General features: G+C 70.7%; 12 protein-coding genes. 5 read left to right on the forward strand and 7 right to left on the reverse strand.

Annotated features, from left to right (window positions below; all coding sequences use genetic code 11):
• Positions 1-170: 170 nt before the first annotated feature.
• Positions 171-1631 carry a glycoside hydrolase family 6 protein gene (locus JYJ93_RS10115; RefSeq protein ID WP_206788691.1) on the forward strand — a complete coding sequence of 487 codons (1461 nt, stop codon included), beginning with the start codon at positions 171-173 and terminating at the stop codon, positions 1629-1631.
• 34 nt (positions 1632-1665) lie between these two features.
• Positions 1666-3021, forward strand: coding sequence for an alginate lyase family protein (locus tag JYJ93_RS10120; RefSeq protein WP_206788701.1), 1356 nt, complete (start codon positions 1666-1668; stop codon positions 3019-3021).
• Between the two features lie 678 nt (positions 3022-3699).
• On the opposite strand, the gene JYJ93_RS10125 is transcribed toward JYJ93_RS10120, so the two are convergent.
• The gene (locus JYJ93_RS10125) at positions 3700-4683 is read right to left on the reverse strand and encodes a hypothetical protein (RefSeq protein ID WP_206788704.1); all 984 of its coding nucleotides are present in this window, start codon (positions 4681-4683) and stop codon (positions 3700-3702) included.
• A 307-nt stretch (positions 4684-4990) separates the two neighbouring features.
• On the opposite strand from JYJ93_RS10125, the gene JYJ93_RS10130 reads away from it, so the two are divergent.
• Positions 4991-7675: a serine/threonine-protein kinase gene (locus tag JYJ93_RS10130; protein ID WP_269012808.1), complete on the forward strand. Its 2685-nt coding sequence runs from the start codon at positions 4991-4993 to the stop codon at positions 7673-7675.
• Positions 7676-7944: 269 nt separating this feature from the next.
• On the opposite strand, the gene JYJ93_RS10135 is transcribed toward JYJ93_RS10130, so the two are convergent.
• The 6 genes from JYJ93_RS10135 to JYJ93_RS10160 form a co-directional block, all read right to left on the reverse strand.
• Entirely contained in the window at positions 7945-9357 is a 1413-nt protein-coding gene (locus JYJ93_RS10135; RefSeq protein ID WP_206788709.1) for an L-serine ammonia-lyase, read from the reverse strand.
• A gap of 168 nt (positions 9358-9525) precedes the next feature.
• The gene (locus JYJ93_RS10140) at positions 9526-12228 is read right to left on the reverse strand and encodes a heavy metal translocating P-type ATPase (protein WP_206788711.1); all 2703 of its coding nucleotides are present in this window, start codon (positions 12226-12228) and stop codon (positions 9526-9528) included.
• A 21-nt stretch (positions 12229-12249) separates the two neighbouring features.
• Positions 12250-13230 carry a VWA domain-containing protein gene (locus JYJ93_RS10145; protein ID WP_206788713.1) on the reverse strand — a complete coding sequence of 327 codons (981 nt, stop codon included), beginning with the start codon at positions 13228-13230 and terminating at the stop codon, positions 12250-12252.
• On the reverse strand, positions 13230-14171 hold the full coding sequence (locus tag JYJ93_RS10150) for a vWA domain-containing protein (protein WP_206788715.1): 942 nt from the start codon (positions 14169-14171) through the stop codon (positions 13230-13232). The genes JYJ93_RS10145 and JYJ93_RS10150 overlap by 1 nt, the downstream gene beginning before the upstream one ends.
• Before the next feature lie 63 nt (positions 14172-14234).
• Positions 14235-15578 (reverse strand): hypothetical protein, encoded by a 1344-nt coding sequence (locus tag JYJ93_RS10155; RefSeq protein ID WP_242543749.1) that lies wholly within the window; start codon positions 15576-15578, stop codon positions 14235-14237.
• A 109-nt stretch (positions 15579-15687) separates the two neighbouring features.
• Entirely contained in the window at positions 15688-16041 is a 354-nt protein-coding gene (locus JYJ93_RS10160) for a VOC family protein (protein WP_242543750.1), read from the reverse strand.
• Positions 16042-16194: 153 nt separating this feature from the next.
• On the opposite strand from JYJ93_RS10160, the gene JYJ93_RS10165 reads away from it, so the two are divergent.
• A complete protein-coding gene (locus JYJ93_RS10165) occupies positions 16195-16821 on the forward strand; it encodes a hypothetical protein (protein WP_206788721.1) in 627 nt (208 codons plus the stop codon).
• On the forward strand, positions 16815-17957 hold the full coding sequence (locus tag JYJ93_RS10170) for a TPM domain-containing protein (protein ID WP_206788724.1): 1143 nt from the start codon (positions 16815-16817) through the stop codon (positions 17955-17957). The genes JYJ93_RS10165 and JYJ93_RS10170 overlap by 7 nt, the downstream gene beginning before the upstream one ends.
• Positions 17958-18048 lie beyond the last annotated feature (91 nt).

Here is an 18048-nt window from a genome sequence, read left to right on the forward strand (position 1 = left end):
AGGTTAGGGCCGTGGATCCGGGGTGTACATGCCCGCGATGTCGTGGTTGGCCCCTTGGCGTGAAGGGTTCAGCAATATTCCGCCAAGAGCTGAAATAACTGCTTAGTCTTGTATTCCGGACTGGGCCGCCGCAAGAAGGGAGCTCCCCCGTGGTGAGGAGTTCCCCCTTCATGCGTACCCCTCGTTCCGTGCGTCGGTTGTCGCTGTCGTTCGTGCCGCTGTTCGCGCTCGCGGCCTGTGGTCCGGCCGAGCCCGTTGCTCCTGATGCTCCGGTCGATGCTCCGGCGCTGACGACTCAGGAGGCCGCGCTCACCGAGCTGCTCACCAATGGCTCCTTCAGCTCCGGCACGGTGGCGCCGTGGTGGAACAACGCCAGCACGCAGTCGTATGTGGAGAGCGGCAAGTGGCGCGTGGATGTCGCGGCGAACACGGCGAACCCTTGGGACGCCATCGTGGGACAGAGCGGCCTGACGCTCACCGCCGGGAAGACGTACACGCTCGCGTTCACCGCCACCGCCACGGCGACCATCACCGCGCAAGCCACCGTGCAGCAGGAGGTGGCGCCTTACACGTCCACGCTCACGCGGTCCTTTACGCTGGACGGCACGTCGCGCCGGTTCTCCTTTCCCTTCACGTCGTCGTTCTCGTCCGGTCAGGGGCAGGTGACGTTCCAACTGGGCGGCCGCGCCAACGCCGTCACGGTGCGGCTGGATGACATCTCGCTCACCACGGAGAGCGGCACCGGCTCCGGCCCGGTGGCGATGACCAGCGGCTTCTACGTGGACCCCAACTCCAACCCCGCGGTGTGGGTGCGCAACAACAGCGGGGATGGCCGCGCGTCGCGCATCAACGCGTCCATCGCCTCGAAGCCGATGGCGCGCTGGTTCGGCAACTGGAACAGCAACATCTCCCAGGACGTGTCCAACTTCGTGGCCGCGGCGGACGCGGCGGACAAGCTGCCCGTGCTGGTGGCCTACAACATCCCCGGTCGCGACTGCGGCAGCCACTCCGGCGGCGGGGCGGGCAGCGCGGACGCGTACCGCGCCTGGATTGCCGCCTTCGCGACGGCCATTGGCAACCGGCCGGCGGTGGTCATCGTGGAGCCGGACGGCGTCGCGCAGCTGGACTGCCTCCCCAACGACACGGAGCGCGCCACGCGGCTGAGCCTCATCCGCTACGCCTCCGAGCAACTGCGCGACCGCGCGCCCAACACCTGGACGTACTTGGACGGCGGCAACGCGAGCTGGATCGCCGCCGACACCATGGCGCAGCGCCTGGAGTCCGCGGGCGTGCGCAACGTGCGCGGCTTCTCCCTCAACGTCTCCAACTTCTACCCCACCGCGCAGTCCACCACGTACGGCAACGCGGTGAACGCCGCGCTCAACAGCCGCTACGGCTACACGCGGCAGTACGTCATCGACACCAGCCGCAACGGCAACGGCTCCAACGGCGAGTGGTGCAACCCCGCGGGCCGCAAGCTGGGCGCGACGTCGCAGACGGGCGGCGGCGCGGAGATGCTCCTGTGGGTGAAGACGCCGGGGGACTCGGATGGCCAGTGCGGCATCGCCCCGGGCACGCCCGCCGGGCAGTTCAGCCCGGACCTGGCGAACCGCCTCATCGACGGCACCTGAGCCCTTCGCACCCGCGACCGAAAGGAATGACGACATGACCTTGAACACACGGTGGTTGCGGACGCTGGTGGTGGGGGTGGTTTTGGGCGGCACGGCCTGCGGACAGGAAGACGCGACGGAGTCGGGGCTAACCCAGACGGAGGCCGCGGCCACGGTGCTGCCCGCGGCGGGCGGCGGCATCTTCATCACGGCCGCGGAGCTCACGCGCGCACGGACGCGGGCCTCCGCCACGACGGAGCCCTACGCGGAGAACGCGCGCATCTTGAAGGGCCGCGCGGATGGGGCGCTGACCGCGACGCCCAGGCCGTTCCGGATGACGAACATCTCCACCATCACCTACCACTGGTGCTCGCCGGACACGGACGGTGTGGACAACTCGCTGGCGGACGCGACGAGCAAGTTCACGGATGACGGAGACCGGATGCGCACGCTGGCGCTCCAGTACGCCGTCAGCGGGGACACGAAGTACGCGGCGCACGCGGCGCTGTTCCTGAAGACGTGGGCGTCGCAGCACACGCCCGTGAACATGCATGACCTGCACGTGGACTACGCGGCGGCGAAGCTCGATGGCCAGACGACGGACTACTGTTCCGACCGCCCGTGGAACTTCGCGCTGGATGGCCTGTTCCAGGTGTATGGCCTGATAAACGCCAGCGACGCGTATGTGCTGCTCAAGCGCAACGGCTACCCGCTCCCGGCCGCGGACGACGCCGCCGTGCGCGAGTGGCTGCGCAAGTCAGCGGAGGCGGTCAACTCCAGCTTCCAGGCCTGGACGCGCTGGGCGGACACGCATCCCAGCTCCAGCGCCTTCACCCGATATCGCTCGGACAACCACCTCTCCTGGGGACTAGCGGGCCTGCTGGCCGCATCCGTGGCGCTGCAGGACAGCGCGCTCGCGGGCTACGTGCTGGATGGTACGTCGTGGATGGACCGCCGCAACGGCGCGTACGCGAACCCGTCCTTCATCAAGGACGTCATCAACCGCGCCATCGAGTCCGGCACGGGCACCGCCAACGAGGGCCGCGTCTACGAGGAGAAGATCCTCCGCGAACCGCCCATCGGCTACTCGCTGTTCCACCTGTGGGCCATGTCGCTCGTCGCGCGCAACGCGGAGGTGAACTACGCGCGGCCGGGCTTCTGGGACTACGCGGGCACGGGCGGCGGCAGCATCCACAAGGCCTACACGCGCTACGCGGCCTTCATCCTGGGGGAGCGCGCCTCGCCCCAGGCCTCCGAAGGCCCGCCGAAGGACTACCGGTGGCTGTACGAGCTGGGCTACGCGCAGTGGCCGGAGGCGCGGCTGAAGAGCGTCATCCAGGTGGGCACGCGCAACCAGTACATCGTCCAGAGCATCGGCCCCGTGACGTTGGTGGTGGGCGAGCCGCTGTAGTCCTCCGGAGGTGAAAACGCCTTCCCCTGCGCGATGCGGGGGAAGGCGTTAGGGAGCATGCGGGAGCGGGACCTCTGGCTAGACTCGCCCACGCTCGTGCGCCCCATCCCCTGGACAGCGAGCGCCGTACTGTTGCCTCTCCACCGTTGCACTCTTCCTCAAAGGCCGCTCATGTCTACACCGCGTCGGCTGCAGGACTTCTTGAGGTGCTTCAACTGCGAGAGGCGAGAAGCCGAGCATTCCGACGGGAAATGCCTCTTCCAACCAACGCGCTACAAAGGTCTTGGTCCGACATCCTGGGACTGGGACCACTTCCACAGGACCCGGCGTGAGCTTGCTCGCGAAGTACGTAAACGCGACGACCCCCAAGACTATCACCGACTGATGCGCGAGCTACAGGCCCTGCGGAAGTCGTGAACGGGTCTCGGTCTTGCCCTTGACGCCCTACTTCTTCGGGAGCGGGACCGTCACTCTCGCGACGCGCAGGTGCTCAATGCATGTCGCGCTATCGGCACCATGCTCGGTCCCCAGGCGATGTCATCCTCGGACGGCTTTTCTGGAAGCATGGATTCAGCCGCTTCCACTGCGCCTCCGGTGGATCTCCTCGATGAGATGCCCGCAAAAACGCCTTCCCCGGCGCGAGGCTGGGGAAGGCGTTGGGGGCTGCGTGGCGGGACGCTAGCTGGACTCGCCCACGCTCAGGCGCCGGCTGGCGCCGCCGTTGCCCTTGCCCAGGGGCTGGGTGCGCTCCAGGTTGGATTGGGCCAGGGCCTCGCGCTGCTCGGTCGTCTTCGCGGTGCCGTCCTTCTGCACCGTCATCACGCCGCCGCTGCCGTGCTTCGCCTGGGCCTGTTCGATGCTCTTCTTCAGGTCGCTGGCCTTCACCCAGTACGCGCCGTTGATGGGGTCGCGCACGCGGTAGAGGTCGTCATCCGTGCTCTTGCTCTTGCCCGGGTTCACGCCGTCGATGGTGAGCCAGTGCAGCTCGCCGCTCTCCGGGCCCTTCTCGCCTTCGGCCAGGGTCGTGTTGAGCAGGGCGCCGGAGTCCACCATCGCCAGGGCCATCTGCCCGTGCTTCAGCGCGCCGCTCAGCGCGTCCGTGTTGCACTCGTCGAAGCCGTTGGTGACCTTGATGCCCATGGAGCCGAGCATGGCGCCCATCTCGTCCGGGGTCGCGCCGTCATCCAGGTTCACGTTCACGCGGTCGCGCACGGACGTGCTCAGCGTGTCCGCCTTGTTGCGGACCTTCTCGCGAGCCTCCTGCTGCGTCAGTGGGACTGCCTCCTCGGCGCTGGACTGCTCCAGGTAGGTGAGGGTGGCCTCCGCGCAGCCCTTCTTGCTCGTCTGCGCCACGGTCGTCTGCGGCGCGTTCCAGCCCTGCTCCTTCTGGGCCTGCGTCGCTTCATTGGTGGGGACCGCGCTGGCCGTCGCCGGGTCCGTGCCCGGAGGCGGGGGCGCGGCCAGGTCGGGCATGCCCATCTTCTTGGCCCGCTCCTCCTCGAAGGAGTCCAGGTAGCGGCCCTCCGCGGGGTTCACCGCCTTGGCGTCAGGGGCGTCCGGCAGGGGCTCCTTCACGGACTGGGCAGCCGCCGCGCGTTCCGCCGCGGCCTGGCGGATGCGCGCCATGACCGAATCGAGCTTGGAGCCAATACCGAGGGCCATAGGGCGTCTCCTGTCGCTACCGGGTCTTTTTCCTCCCCCATTATCCGCGCAGGACTTTGGAGGTTGCTTCCGGATCACGGCTTTTGAGGGAAGGGCGCGATTTCAGACGCAACCGGGCAGGCGGCCCGGCCGAAGAACCATGGAATCCTGGAATGAGGGGTACACTGGACCCATGGCGAACCGGCATGACAGGGACGACGGGCCTTCCGCGCCCGGCTCCGCGCCTCGCGTTTCGACGTCGCGAGAAACCTACGGTACGGGTAGAGCCAGCGCGCCCGCGACGGGGCGGGGTGGGGCGGAGGCCTCGGTGCCCTCGCGAGGGGCGGGAGGCGGCGAGTCGCAGCGGCTGTCCTCGCGGCAGGTGGGCCGGTTCGTTCCATTGAAGGTGCTGGGGCAGGGGGGCATGGGGGTGGTGTACGCCGCCTATGATCCGGACCTGGACCGCAAGGTGGCGCTGAAGCTGCTGCGGGTGAAGGGCGGCCACGAGGACCTGGAGCAGGGACGGGCGCGGCTGTTGCGCGAGGCGCAGGCCATGGCGCGCATCTCCCATCCCAACGTCATCCCCGTCTTCGAGGTGGGGCAGTGGGATTCGCAGGTCTACGTGGCGATGGCGCTGGTGGACGGCGGCACGCTGCGCGACTGGACGAAGGCGAAGCCCCGGACGTGGCAGGAGCTGCTGGACAAGTACCTGGCGGCGGGGCGGGGCCTGGAGGCGGCGCACGCGGCGGGGCTGGTGCACCGGGACTTCAAGCCGGCCAACGTGCTGGTGGGCAAGGACGGGCGCGTCTACGTCACGGACTTCGGGCTGGCGCGGCCCATGGGCGAGGCGGACGACGACGACGAGGACGGCGAGCGCACGCGGCCGGTGGGGGACGACTCGCCGCTGAACTCGCAGCTCACGCAGGCGGGCCTGGTGATGGGCACGCCCGCGTACATGTCCCCGGAGCAGTTCCGGGGGGAGCTCCTGGACTCGCGGTCGGATCAATTCAGCTTCTGCGCGGCGCTGTACCGCGCGCTGTATGGCATCCGCCCGTTCGACCCGGACGAGCTGTCGCGGGTGGCGTCCCAGCTGCGGCCTCAGGGCGGCGCGGAGGACGAGCCCGGTGTGACAAGGGCCGCGGTGGTGCAGGTGCTGCCGCCGTCGCCCATCCTGGAGCCGCCGCGCGAGTCGAAGGTGCCAGCGTGGGTGCGCCGCGCGTTGATGAAGGGGTTGTCGCTGGAGCCTCGCGACCGGTTCCGCTCCATGGCGGAGCTGTTGACGGTGCTGGGGCAGCGGGAGCGGCGGGCCCTGCTCCAGCGCCGCGCGGGTGCGGCGGTGGCGGCCACGGTGGTGCTGGGCGTGGCGGGCGGGGTGGCGTGGTCGCGCTCGCAGGTGTGCGAGGGGGCGCCGGCCCTGGTGGCGGAGCGCTGGGGGCCGGACGCTCGCGAGAAGGTGACGCAGTCGTTCCTCGCGACGAAGAGCCCGGTGGCGCAGGACATGGCGCGCCGGGTGGGCGCGGTGCTGGACGGCTACGGCGCGGAGTGGGCGAAGCAGCACACGGCGGCGTGCGAGGACACGCGCGTGCGCGAGGTGCAGACGGAGGAGCTGCTGTCCCAGCGCTTCGTGTGCCTGGAGCGGCGGCGCAAGGACCTGGGCGCGCTGGTGGCCACGCTTCAGACGGCGGACGTGGCGCTGGTGGACAAGTCGCTGGACGCGGCGTACGCGCTGCCCTCGCCGGGGGACTGCGCGGACGTGGAGTCGCTGACGGAGCTTCAGCCCCGGCCCGCGGATCCCGCGAAGCGCGCGGAGTTGGAGGCGCTGGAGGGGACGCTGGCGGACGTGAAGGCCCGCGTGGACCTGAGCCGGATGCCCAAGGCGCTGGAGCTGGCGAAGGCCGCGGAGGCGCGCGTGATGGCCACGGGCTATCTGCCGCTGATGGCGGAGCTGCGGTTCCACCTGGGCTGGGCGCAGGCGGTGCTGGGCGACAAGGCCGCGGGCGGCGCGGTGCTGGAGCAGGCCGTCTACGACGCGGAGGCGGGCCGCGCGGACCGGCTCGCGGTGGCGGTGATGAACAAGCTGCTCTTCGTGGACGGCGAGCAGGAGCAGTTCGCGCTCGCGCAGCGCTGGGGCCGCTTGGGTGAGGCGACGCTCAAGCGCGTGGGCGGCGACGCGGTGCTGGAGAGCGACCTGAAGGTGAACGCGGCGAACCTCGCGCTGATGCAGGAGCGCCCGGACGACGCGCTGAAGCTGCTGGAGCAGGCGTCGGGGCTGCTGGCGACGGCGCTGCCGGAGGGGCACCCCAAGCGGGCGCGGGTGGCGTTCACGCTGGGGCGCACGCTGCTGGAGACGGGCAAGAGCGCGCAGGCGGTGACGGTGTTGAAGGACGCGCTGGCGCAGACGGAGAAGGCGATGGGGCCCGTGCACCTGGACACGGCGCGCCGGCACCAGGCGCTGTCCATGGCGCTGCGCGAGCAGCGGGACTTCACCGGGGCGCTGGAGCACGCGCGGGTGTCGGTGTCGCTGCACCGCACGTTGCTGGGGAACCAGAGCGTGAAGCTGGCGGAGGCGCTGGACGAGGAGGGCATGAGCCTGCTCGCGCTCAAGCGCTACGAGGACGCGCTGCGGGACTACGAGGAAGCGCGGAAGGTGAAGGAGGCGAAGCTGGGGCCCGAGGACGAGCTGGTCTACTACTCGCTGGACGGAGTGGGGCAAGCGCAGCTGGGCCTGGGGCGCACGCGCGACGCGATTGCGTCACTGAAGCAGGCGCTGTCCTTCAAGGACGTGCAGGAGGACTCGCTGGGCGAGTCCGGCTTCGCGCTGGCCCAGGCGCTGTGGAAGGACGGCGAGGAGGCGGAGGCGCGCGACGCGGCGTCACAGGCGCTCGCGCGCTTCAGGTCTGCGGGGCGCACCGCGCAGTCGAAGGAGGTGGAGGCGTGGCTCTCCGTCCGGCCCGCCCCGGTGGTGAAGGCGGTGCCCGTGTCCGCCGGGCGCGGCGGCAAGCGTCGGCGGTAGGCCTTTGGGCCGAGGTGAGTCCGAGGAGGGGCCCAGCGGGGCCTTCGCCTCCGGCGGTGCGGCTCGCGAACTTGTCCGACAGTCGGACAGGTTCAGACCGCCGTGGTCGAGGGCTGCTGCTCCGTCGGCGACGCGGAATCCAGTTCCGCGGTTGGACAGGTTTGGAGGCCGGGGGCCGGGAAACCTGTCCGACTGTCGGACAGGTTCAGGCCGCGTCGGGCAGGGAGGTGGGCCTTGCTGGACGGTTGGACTTCAAGCCGCTGGAACCGTCAGCACTCCGGCAGGCCGACGCTGAGGTTCGCGACCTCCAGGACGTTGACCGCGAGGCCGCCGCGCGCGGTCTCCTTGTACTTGTCCTTCATGTCGCGGCCGGTGTCGCGCATCGTCTTGATGACCTTGTCCAGGCTGACGAAGTGCTTCCCGTCGCCGGACAGCGCCATGCGCACCGCGTTGATGGCCTTCACGGAGGCCATCGCGTTGCGCTCGATGCAGGGCACCTGCACCAGCCCGCCAATCGGGTCGCAGGTGAGCCCCAGGTTGTGCTCCATGGCGATCTCCGCCGCGTTCTCCACCTGCAGCGGCGTGCCGCCCAGCACCTCCGCGAGCCCTCCCGCCGCCATGGAGCACGCGCTGCCCACCTCGCCCTGGCAGCCCACCTCCGCGCCGCTGATGGACGCGTTCTCCTTGTAGAGCGCTCCAATGGCGCCCGCCGTGAGGAGGAAGCGCACCACGCCGTCCGCGTTCGCCCCCGGCACGAAGCGCCAGTAGTAGTGCAGCACCGCCGGGATGATGCCCGCCGCGCCATTCGTGGGCGCCGTGACAACGCGCCCGCCCGCCGCGTTCTCCTCGTTCACCGCGAGCGCGTACAGGTTCACCCAGTCCAGCACCGTCAGCGGATTGGTGAGCCCCGCCTCCGGCCGGCTGATGAGCCGCTGGTACATCGCCGCCGCGCGCCGCTCCACCTTCAACCCGCCGGGCAGGATGCCCCCCGTGGTGCACCCGCGCGTCACGCACGCCTGCATCACCGTCCAGATGCGCAAGAGCCCCGCGCGGATGTCCTCCTCGCTCCGGGACGTCAGCTCGTTGCGCAGCATCACCGAGCTGATGGGCAGCCGCTCCCGCTCGCAGTGCTGGAGCAGCTCCTCCGCGGACCTGAACGGCAGCGGCACCGACGCGTTCTCCGCGCGCAGCGGATCCGCGCCCGCCGCCGCGTGCTCGTCCACCACGAAGCCTCCGCCCACCGAGTAGTAGATGCGACAGGCCAGCGTCTCCCCGCCCTCGCCGAACGCGGTGAAGCGCATGCCGTTGGGGTGGTAGGGCAGCACCTTGCGCTTGTGCATCACCAGGTGCTCGCCGTCGCGGAAGGGGAGCACCAGCCGCTGGAGCAGCGACACGCGCCCCTCCGCGCGCCAGTGCGCGACGATGGACGGCACCAGCTCCACGTCCACGTCCTCGGGCGTGTCGCCGCGCAGGCCCAGCAGCACCGCCTTGTCGCTGCCGTGCCCCTTGCCCGTCGCGCCCAGCGAACCGAACAGCTCCACCTTGAGCCGCGTCACGCGCTCCAGGAGCCCCGCGTCCGACAGCCCCACCACGAACGTGCGGGCCGCGCGCATGGGCCCCACCGTGTGCGAGCTGGAGGGTCCAATTCCAATCTTGAAGAGGTCGAAGACGCTGACAGGCATGGGAGCTCCCACCATGCCACGTTCAACACGCGCCGCCTGTGACACCCCGCTCACGACGCGCTGCGTGCATCCACTTCAAGTCATGCCGCCTGCAAGACAACACCTCCCGCGTGCGCCCGCTCCTCCGGGCGTGGGGGAAGTTGTCACGCCAAGCATGACGCGCACGGGCTAACCGGCGGCGGGCTGCGGGCCCGTGGCGGGCTGCGGCGGCGAGGCGGGCGCCTTCGGCCGGAAGGCGAGCAGGCGCAGGCCGTTGAAGACGACGAGCAGCGTGCTGCCCTCGTGGAGCACCACGGCCTGGCTGATGCGCGTGAGGCCCAGCACGGCGGCCACCACGAGCACCGCGCTCACGCCCAGCGCGATGACCAGGTTCTGCTTCATCACGGCCGTGGCGCGCCTGGACAGCTCCAGCGCGAAGGGCAGCTTCGCCAGGTCGTCGCTCATCAGTACCACGTCCGCCGTCTCCAGCGCCGCGTCGCTGCCGGCGCCGCCCATGGCCACGCCGACCGCCGCCGCGGCGAGCGCGGGCGCGTCGTTGACGCCATCGCCCACCATGGCCACCGGGTGCGTGCGGCCCAGCTCCTTCACCGCCGTCACCTTGTCCACGGGCATCAGCGGGGCCTTCGCCTCGTCCAGGCCCACCTGCTGCGCGATGGAGCGGGCCACGAGCGCGTTGTCGCCGGACAGCATCACCGTGCGCTCGATGCCGCCCGCCTTCAGCGCCTGCACCACCTGGCGGGCGCCGCCGCGCAGCGTGTCCGCCACGCCCAGCACGCCCAGGTAGCGGCCCGCGCGGCGCACCACCATCGTCGTCTGGCCCGCCTCCTCCAGCCGCGCCACCTCGGCGGTGACCTCCGGGGGAATCGCCTCGCCCGCGAAGAGGGCCGTGCTGCCCACCTCCACCGCGTCGTCGCCCACCTTCGCGCGGATGCCCTGGCCGTGGATGGCCTCCAGGTCGCGGCCCACGGGCACGGCGATGCGCGCCTCGGCGGCGCCGTCCACCACCGCCTTGGCCAGCGGGTGCGCGGACAGCGCCTCCACGCCCGCGGCGGTGCCCAACAGCTCCTCGCGCGTCACGCCCGGCGCGGCCCACGTGGTGAGCAGCCGGGGGCGGCCCACGGTGAGCGTGCCCGTCTTGTCGAAGGCGATGGCGCGGATGCCGCTGAGCAGCTCCAGGTAGATGCCGCCCTTGATCAGCACGCCCCCGCGCGCGGCTGACGCCACCGCGGAGAGCACGGCGGACGGCGTGGAGATGGCGAGCGCGCACGGAGACGCGGCCACCAGCAGCCCCACCGCGCGCAGCACCGCCTCCTTCATCGGCGTGCCCGTCAGCACCAGCACCACCGGGAACACCACCGCGGACGCCATCACGAGCGGCGCCACGGTGCGCTCCAGGCGCTGGGCGAAGCGCTGCCGCTTGCCCTTCTGCGCCTCCGCCTGCGCCACCATGTCCACCACGCGCGCCAGCACGGACTCCGACGACAGGCGCGTCACCTCCACCTCCAGCGCCGCCTCGCAGTTGATGGTGCCGGAGAACACTTCGTCGCCCGGCTTGCGCGCCACCGGCATGGACTCGCCGGTGATGGCCGCCTGGTCCAGGGAGCTCTTGCCCTCCAGGATGACGCCGTCCAGCGGGACGCGGTCGCCCGGGCGCACGACGATGCGCTCCCCGCGCTTCACGTCCGCCACCGGCACCTCCACGACGTCGGAGCCCCGGCGCACGCGCGCCACCTCCGGACGCAGCTGGCCCAGCGCCTCGATGGAGCGGCGCGCCTTCTCCATGGCCCGGTGCTCCAGCGCGTGGCCCGCGCTGAAGAGGAAGAGCAGGAACGCGCCCTCGAACCACGCGCCGAGCACCGCCGCGCCCAGCGCCGCCACCACCATCATCGTCTCGATGTCGATGCGCAGCTGCGCGATGGACTGCACCGAGCCCCGGATGGCGAAGAAGCCGCCGCTCGCCATGGACAGCGCCCAGAGCACCGTGGCCACCAGCGGTGGCGCCAGCGCGAAGTGCTCCACCACGAAGCCCGCCGCCAGCAGCACGCCGGACGCGACCACCAGGGGCAGCTCCAACAGCGGCGCCAGACCGCCACCGTGCGCGTGGTGCGAACAGGCGTGGCCCGCCATGGGCACTTCCAGCCCGTACCCGAGCGACTTCACCCGGGCCTCCACGTCCGGCAGCTTCAGCTCCTGCTTGTCGTATTCAATGACCAAGCGCTCGCTGGCGTACGCGACGCTGGCGGTGAGCACGCCCTTCATCTTGGAGACCGCGTGCTCGATGACCTGGGCCGCGTCCGCGGAGTCCATCCCGCGCACGAACCAGGTGTGATGCGGATAGCGCGCGGCCACCTGCGCGCCCGTCTTCCGAGCGAGCGTCAGCAACTGAGACACGCTCACCAGCGACGGCTGGTAGTGGATGCACACCTCCGCGTGGCCCGCGTCGCGGCGCAGGTGCACGTCGGTGATGCCGTGCTGCGACTCCAGGGCCGCCTCCAGCCGCGCGAAGCGGCCCTGGTCGTCCGTCTCTCCCGGCAGCGTGCCCTCCAGATCCAACTGGAGCGCGGCGCCGCCTCCCTCCGCCGGACGGTGGGCCGGCGGACGGATGACGCGCTGGGAGTGGGCATGGCCGTGGTGGTCATGTCCGTGGTCGTGGCCATGGGAGCAGGAAGGGCCGTGCACGTGGGGCTCGCCGTGCGCATGCGCGTGCCCGTGGTCATGACCGTGGTGGTCGTGGCCATCATGGCCATGGTCGTGGTCGCACCCCGGGCCGTGGACATGGCGCTGCACGGCGTTGCCGCCGGGCTGTGCTTCCTTGAGGCCCTTGATGTTCAACGCACCGAACCGCGACCCGCTCTTCTTCTGCTCCGACATGGCTTGGCTCTTCCTGTCGCCCTAGTGGCGGTGTCCGCGGCGTGAGTGCGAGGGCGCTGCGGCCGGAGGCGCTGCCGCCTGGGGCTTCTCGTCCTCATCCTCGTCGTGGTGGTCCTCGTCCTCGTGCTCTTCCGGGACGGGCTGGTCGAAGCGCTGGCCGGCGACCTCCAGCGTGAACTGCTTGCACGTCGGGGGGATGTCGAACTCCAGCACCGCGGGCAGGCGGCCCTCGTAGACCTTCAGGACCTTGCCCTGCTCGTCGTAGACGGTGCCGCCCGCGGCGACGGTCATCGTCTCGTCCACGAGCACGGCCACGAGCTCCGCCATCTCCTCCATGCGGTCCGCGTGGCGGTGGCACCAGAGGTGGCCCACGCCCGGGTAGGTCGTATGGGAGATCTCCTCCATCTGCTCCTCGTCCACGTGCTCGCCCACGCCCATGAAGACGAAGTTGATGCGAGGCAGGCGGCCGGAGGCGATCTCCTTGGCCACCTGCGTGGCGTAGGCCGTCACGTCATGGGCGTCGTTGATCTGCGAGTCCGTGATGATGACGGCCAGGCCCCGCTTGGCGCCTTCGCCCACCTGCTGCTTGATGTGCGCCACGAAGTCGCGCAGCACCGGCAGCATCACCGTGGCCTTGCCGTAGGACTTCGGCCCGGGGAAGCGGTAGCCCTTGGCCTGCGGGCCGGTGAGGTCGCCCACCATCTCCAGCTGGGTGCCGTCGCCGCAGGCCCAGTAGGTGACGCGCACCTTGCCGTCCCGGTCCTTGTTGGCCAGGTACTCCAGCATCCACTGCATCTGCGGCTCGACCTGGTTCTTCACCGGGGCGAGCTTCGCCAGGATTCCGCGCGGCCCGTACGCGTTCTCCATGCTCGCGGAGCCGTCCATGTAGAGGGCCACGTCCAGGCCCTCCACGGTGGGGTCGTGCAAGAGCGTCGCGACGACCTTGTTGCCCATCCGGTGGACGTCGGAGAAGGGGCGGTTGATGACTTCGTGGCCGGCCATCAGTGGTGGTCCTCGTCTTCGTCCTCGTCGTGGTGCTCTTCGTCGGGGAGCGGCTGGGTGTAGCGCTGGCCGTTCACCTCCAGCGTGAAGCTCTTCGCGTCCTCGGGCACCTCGAACTCCAGCACCGCGGGCAGGCGGCCCTCATACGTCTTCAGCACCGTGCCCTTGTCGTCGTAGATGGTGCCGCCGGCGGCGACCGTCATGGTCTCGTCCACCAGCACGGCGACCAGCTCCGCGACCTGGGTGATCTCCTTCGCGATGCGGTGGCACCAGAGGTGGCCCACGCCCGGGAACTCCGCGTGGGCGATGTGCTCCAGCTGCTCCTCGTCGATGTCGTCGCCCACGCCCACCAGCACGAAGTTGATGCGCGGCAGGCGCCCGGAGGCGATCTTCTTCGCCACCTCCGCGGAGAACTTCTCCACCGCTTCGGCGTCGTGGAGGCGGCCGTCGGTGACGATGATGGCGCAGCCGCGCTTGGCGCCCACCTTCACCTGCTCCTCCAGGTACTTCACGTAGTCGCGCAGCGCGGGCTCCAGGTACGTGAAGCCGCCCAGCTGCTTCGCGCCGGGGAACTTGTACTGCTTCACGTCGGTGCCCTTGAGCTCACCCACGGGCTCCACCTGGCGGCCGTTGGTGCCACAGGCCCAGTAGGCCACGCGCAAAAGGCCGTTGCGGTCCTTGGTGGCCAGATACTCCAGCATCCAGCGCACCTGCGGCTCCACGTCGTTGGAGGCCTCCTTCATGGGCGCGCCGCGCAGCCACTCCAGGAAGGTGCGCTGCTGCGCCTTGTAGGCGTACTCCTCGCGCATGCTGCCGGAAGCGTCCATGTAGATGGCCATGTCCAGGCCCTCCACCGTGGGGTCGTGCAGCAGCACCGCGCGCACGCGGTCCCCTTCGCGGTGCAGGTCCGAAAACGGCTCGATCGGCTTCTCGTGTCCCATGGTCTGCCTTTCTGGAGGTTGAAAACGCTATCGCCCGGTGTGCGAGCACCGCAACGGACGGGGTCAGTCGTCAAAGTCGCGCATCCAGTCCGGCTTCTTGCCGGGCGGGGCGGGCGCCTTCTCCTGCTGCTTGCTGGCCGGACGGGCGGGCGCGGCCGGAGCCGGAGCGAAGTCCGCCTGCCATGAGGCAGGGGATGAAGGCTTCGCGGGAGGCGGGCGGGGCGCGGGCTTCGGTTGCAGCTGCGTGAGGCGCGGCTTCGCGCCGCCCGGCTTGCCGTGCGCACCGATGAAGTCCTGCATCCACTCGCTGGAGCGCACGGGCGGCGTGGGCAGGCGCGGCGGGATGGACGCGGGCGGCATGGGCGCGCGAGGCACCGGGGGGCGCGTCATCGGCGTGCCCGGGGGCAGCGTGCCCGCGTGCACGTGGGCGCGCAGCGTGCGCTCCGTCTCCGTGGGCCAGCCCGGCAGGAGCGGCAGCACGCGGCGCGCGAGCTCCAGGAACTCCGGCGGCGGCGCTTCGCGGGGCACGCGCACGGACTCGTCCTGGAGCCACCCGGCGAGCTTCCCCACCAGCCCGCCCTTCGTGGGACGCGGCGTCGCGAGGTCGCCCTTCACCTCGTAGCCGCGCAGCTCCAGGTCCGCGATGGCCATCGCGCGGCTCGGCACGGGTAGCTCCAGCGAGGCGATGTCCTGGGGACCCTGGTTCGTGCGCGCGTCGTCCTGGAGCTGGGAGAGCACCGCGTGCAGCACGCTCGCGACCTGCGCGCCGTTGGCGGCGTGGTGGGCCTGCAGCTCCGCGGGCACCGCGGGGTAGGTGAGGACGAGCCCGCGCCCCTGCGCGAGCTGATCCGCACGGTCGCCCGGCAGCAGCGCGTGGTAGGCGCGGGGCACGTCGCGGCTCTCCGCGTCCTTCACGTAGTGGAAGGCGTCCTGCGCGCCGTGCGCGAAGCCAGCGAGCACGTCGCCCCGGGTGACGGTGAGCTGCCCGTTCACGCGCGTTACGGCGTTGCCTGGCCACGGGCCCGTGAGCGTGCCGTAGAGATAGACGGGGTCGTTGAAGCCGTCCGTGTTGGAGGGGTGCTCCACCACCTCCGGAGCGAAGAAGAACAGCTCCGTCGCGGCCAGGCGGCGCGGCGGCTTGCCGGAGGCGACTTCATGGTGCGCGAGCTGCGCCTGCACGGACGCGGGCAGCCGCGCGCGCTCGCTGCCGGGGATGAGCTGGAGCTGGCCCACGACGTCGGTGCAGACGAACCACTCGGGCTCACCCAGGTACGCGGGCTCCAGCCGGAAGGCGTCCAGGACGTGGACGACCTCCGAGGCATCGCACGGCACCGGTTCGACCGGGCTGGCGGCGTGGGGAACGAAGTAGCGGGGCGTGCTCACGGAGGCCGCGACAGGCTCGCGCAAGCGGCTGGGGCAATCAAGTGTCGGGGCGGCGTCCCCGGGTCCGCGCAACGGCGTGGATTCCATCGTTCGTTCCACGCCCCTTAAGGGGACGGGGCGTGGAAAGAAAGCGTCAGGCGGGTTCGATGAAGTTGAGCCGGTAGCCGTCCGGGTCCGTGACGACGATTTCGCGGGTGTACCAGGGCTGCGTCGTGGGGCCCTCCACGTGCGCGCCCAGCGCCGCCGCCTTCGCGGCCACCGCGTCCACGCCGTCCGAGCCCGCGCGGAAGCCCACGAGCACGCCCATGCCCTTTCGTCCCTCCAGCTTCAGGCTTGAAGGAGGGCTCACGAGGTACACGTCCGACTCTCCGCCCCACTGGAGGCGGAGGATGGGAGGGTCCGACGCGATGCGTTCGAAGCCGAGGCCCTCATAGAAGCGCACGGACGCTTGCGCATCCGTCACCAGCAGCTTCACGAACGACCGCATTGTCTGGGGCTTGTCCATGGGCGCGGCAGTCTGCCCGGACCGATGGACGGGCGCCACGCACACGAGGGCCAGTATCGGGCCGGGGACGGAACTGACGTATCGTCGGGCGCGGATCCGGGTGGGACCGGGCCGAAGCGACAAGGGGATGGTTTCATGGGTGACGGGACACGGACGCGGCAGGCTCCCGGGGCCGTCGCCTATGACGACGTCAACGAGCTCATCGCCACCGCCACTCGGCTGATGCAGAAGGACGCCGCGCCGGACACGCTCACCCCGGACGACTTGCGGCGCATCGGGGAGGAGCTGGACATCCCCTCGCGCTACGTGGACCAGGCGCTGGATGCGCTGGCCCGCCGCCGCGAGGAGCAGGCCCGCGAGGCCCAGGCCCGTGAGCGTCTGTCGCGACTGCGCCGCGCGAGGCTCAAGCAGGGAGCGTGGGCGGGCGTGGCGCTCGCGGGCGTGCTGGCCGTGTCGGGGCTCGTGGTGCGCAACGGGCTCACCACCACGCTGGCGGAGGTGGCGCAGAAGCGGGCCCAGGTGCGCAACGTGCTGGAGCGCCGTGAGGCCCTGCATGCGCGCCTGGATCAGCTCACGCCCGGTTTGAACCGCGACGCGGAGGTGGCGGGCGCGGACAACCGCGTGGCGGTGGAGCAGCGCCGCTATGACGAACGCGCCGCCGCGTACAACGCCTCCGCCGCCTCCTTTCCCACGAGCTGGGTGGTCCGCTTGAGCGGGCTGCCCTCTTCGCTGCCGCTGTCCTCGGAGGTCTCTTCATGGTGAAGACCGTCCTGCTGACGTTGCTGTTGCCCGTGCTGGCCCTGTCCGAGGTCCCCGCCATCGTGCGGCCGGTGACGGATCCGCGAGGGATGCTGACCTCGCGCGAGACGGAGACGGTCTCCAAGGCCCTGGTGGACCTGCGCGCCGCGAAGCAGGTCCACATGGCGGTGCTGCTCGTGGACTCCACGGAGGGCCAGCCCATCGAGGACTACGCGGCGGAGGTCTTCCGTCGATGGAAGGGCGGTGCGGCGGGACAGAACAATGGCTTGCTGCTCGTCATCGCGCGTGCGGACCGCCGCTCGCGGCTGGAGGTGGGCTACGGGCTGGAGTCCTGGCTGACGGATGGCGAGGCGACGGCCCTGCTGCACGCGCAGGGGCCGCTCTTGCGCGAGGGCCGGTTCGAACTGGCGCTGCTCGCCATCATCGCGGGCGTGGACGCGCAGGTGCTCGCGGGGACCTTCGAGGGAGGCAGCGCCACGGCACCGCCCTGGACCTCGGACGAGTCGGCCGGGTTCCTCGTGGCGCTGTTCATCACGGCGTGCGTGATGGCGCGGCTGCTGCTCCAGGTCCAGGTCGCGGGCTTCCGGGGCTTGAGGATGCTCACGATGGCGGCGCTGCTGGTGGTGCTGCCGGCAGCGGCGCTCGTCTCCGTCGGGTGGTCCGGGCCCCGGTCCCCGCTGTTCATCCTCGTCGCGTATGGCGTGCTGATGGGGGTGTTCTTCGGCGGATGGAAGCTGTTCGAGGGGCTCAAGACATCGCTCTTGGGACTGGTGCTGCTCTGCATGCCCATGTTGGTCCTCGCCTACAGCCAGGTGGTGAAGCACGACCCTGTCCTCGACCTGGCGGGCCTCCTCCGCTGGCTGGTGCTCGGCTCGCTCTTCTCGCTTCCCGTGGCCATGGGCAGTCTTCTCTTCTGGAGCGTGTGGCTCCCGGAACGCCGCGGGACCTGGAGCGGCTCCAGTTCGGGAGGCGGTGGCTCATCGTCGGATTGGACCGTCAGCAGCACGTCCTCGAGCTACGACTCGTCGTCGAGCTACGACTCCTCGTCGTCCTCCAGCAGCGACTCGTCCAGCTCGTCCTCGGACTGGGGCGGAGGCGGCGGAGACTCTGGCGGAGGTGGTGGCAGCGACTCCTGGTAGCCACTGGCTGCCCGCCTGCCCACCAGCCGGGCGCCATCCTCACGTGGAGTCCACCCGGAATGCCATGTGCAGGCCCGTCGCCTGCCTGGAA

The organism is Corallococcus sp. NCSPR001 (assembly GCF_017309135.1).
In the GTDB taxonomy this organism is placed as follows: domain Bacteria; phylum Myxococcota; class Myxococcia; order Myxococcales; family Myxococcaceae; genus Corallococcus.

Coding starts and splice junctions, on each gene's coding strand:
- JYJ93_RS10115 (WP_206788691.1), top strand. CDS start 171: ATGCGTACCCCTCGTTCCGTGCGTCGGTTGTCGCTGTCGTTCGTGCCG.
- JYJ93_RS10120 (WP_206788701.1), top strand. CDS start 1,666: ATGACCTTGAACACACGGTGGTTGCGGACGCTGGTGGTGGGGGTGGTT.
- JYJ93_RS10125 (WP_206788704.1), bottom strand. CDS start 4,683: ATGGCCCTCGGTATTGGCTCCAAGCTCGATTCGGTCATGGCGCGCATC.
- JYJ93_RS10135 (WP_206788709.1), bottom strand. CDS start 9,357: ATGCCTGTCAGCGTCTTCGACCTCTTCAAGATTGGAATTGGACCCTCC.
- JYJ93_RS10140 (WP_206788711.1), bottom strand. CDS start 12,228: ATGTCGGAGCAGAAGAAGAGCGGGTCGCGGTTCGGTGCGTTGAACATC.
- JYJ93_RS10145 (WP_206788713.1), bottom strand. CDS start 13,230: ATGGCCGGCCACGAAGTCATCAACCGCCCCTTCTCCGACGTCCACCGG.
- JYJ93_RS10150 (WP_206788715.1), bottom strand. CDS start 14,171: ATGGGACACGAGAAGCCGATCGAGCCGTTTTCGGACCTGCACCGCGAA.
- JYJ93_RS10160 (WP_242543750.1), bottom strand. CDS start 16,041: ATGCGGTCGTTCGTGAAGCTGCTGGTGACGGATGCGCAAGCGTCCGTG.
- JYJ93_RS10165 (WP_206788721.1), top strand. CDS start 16,195: ATGGGTGACGGGACACGGACGCGGCAGGCTCCCGGGGCCGTCGCCTAT.
- JYJ93_RS10170 (WP_206788724.1), top strand. CDS start 16,815: ATGGTGAAGACCGTCCTGCTGACGTTGCTGTTGCCCGTGCTGGCCCTG.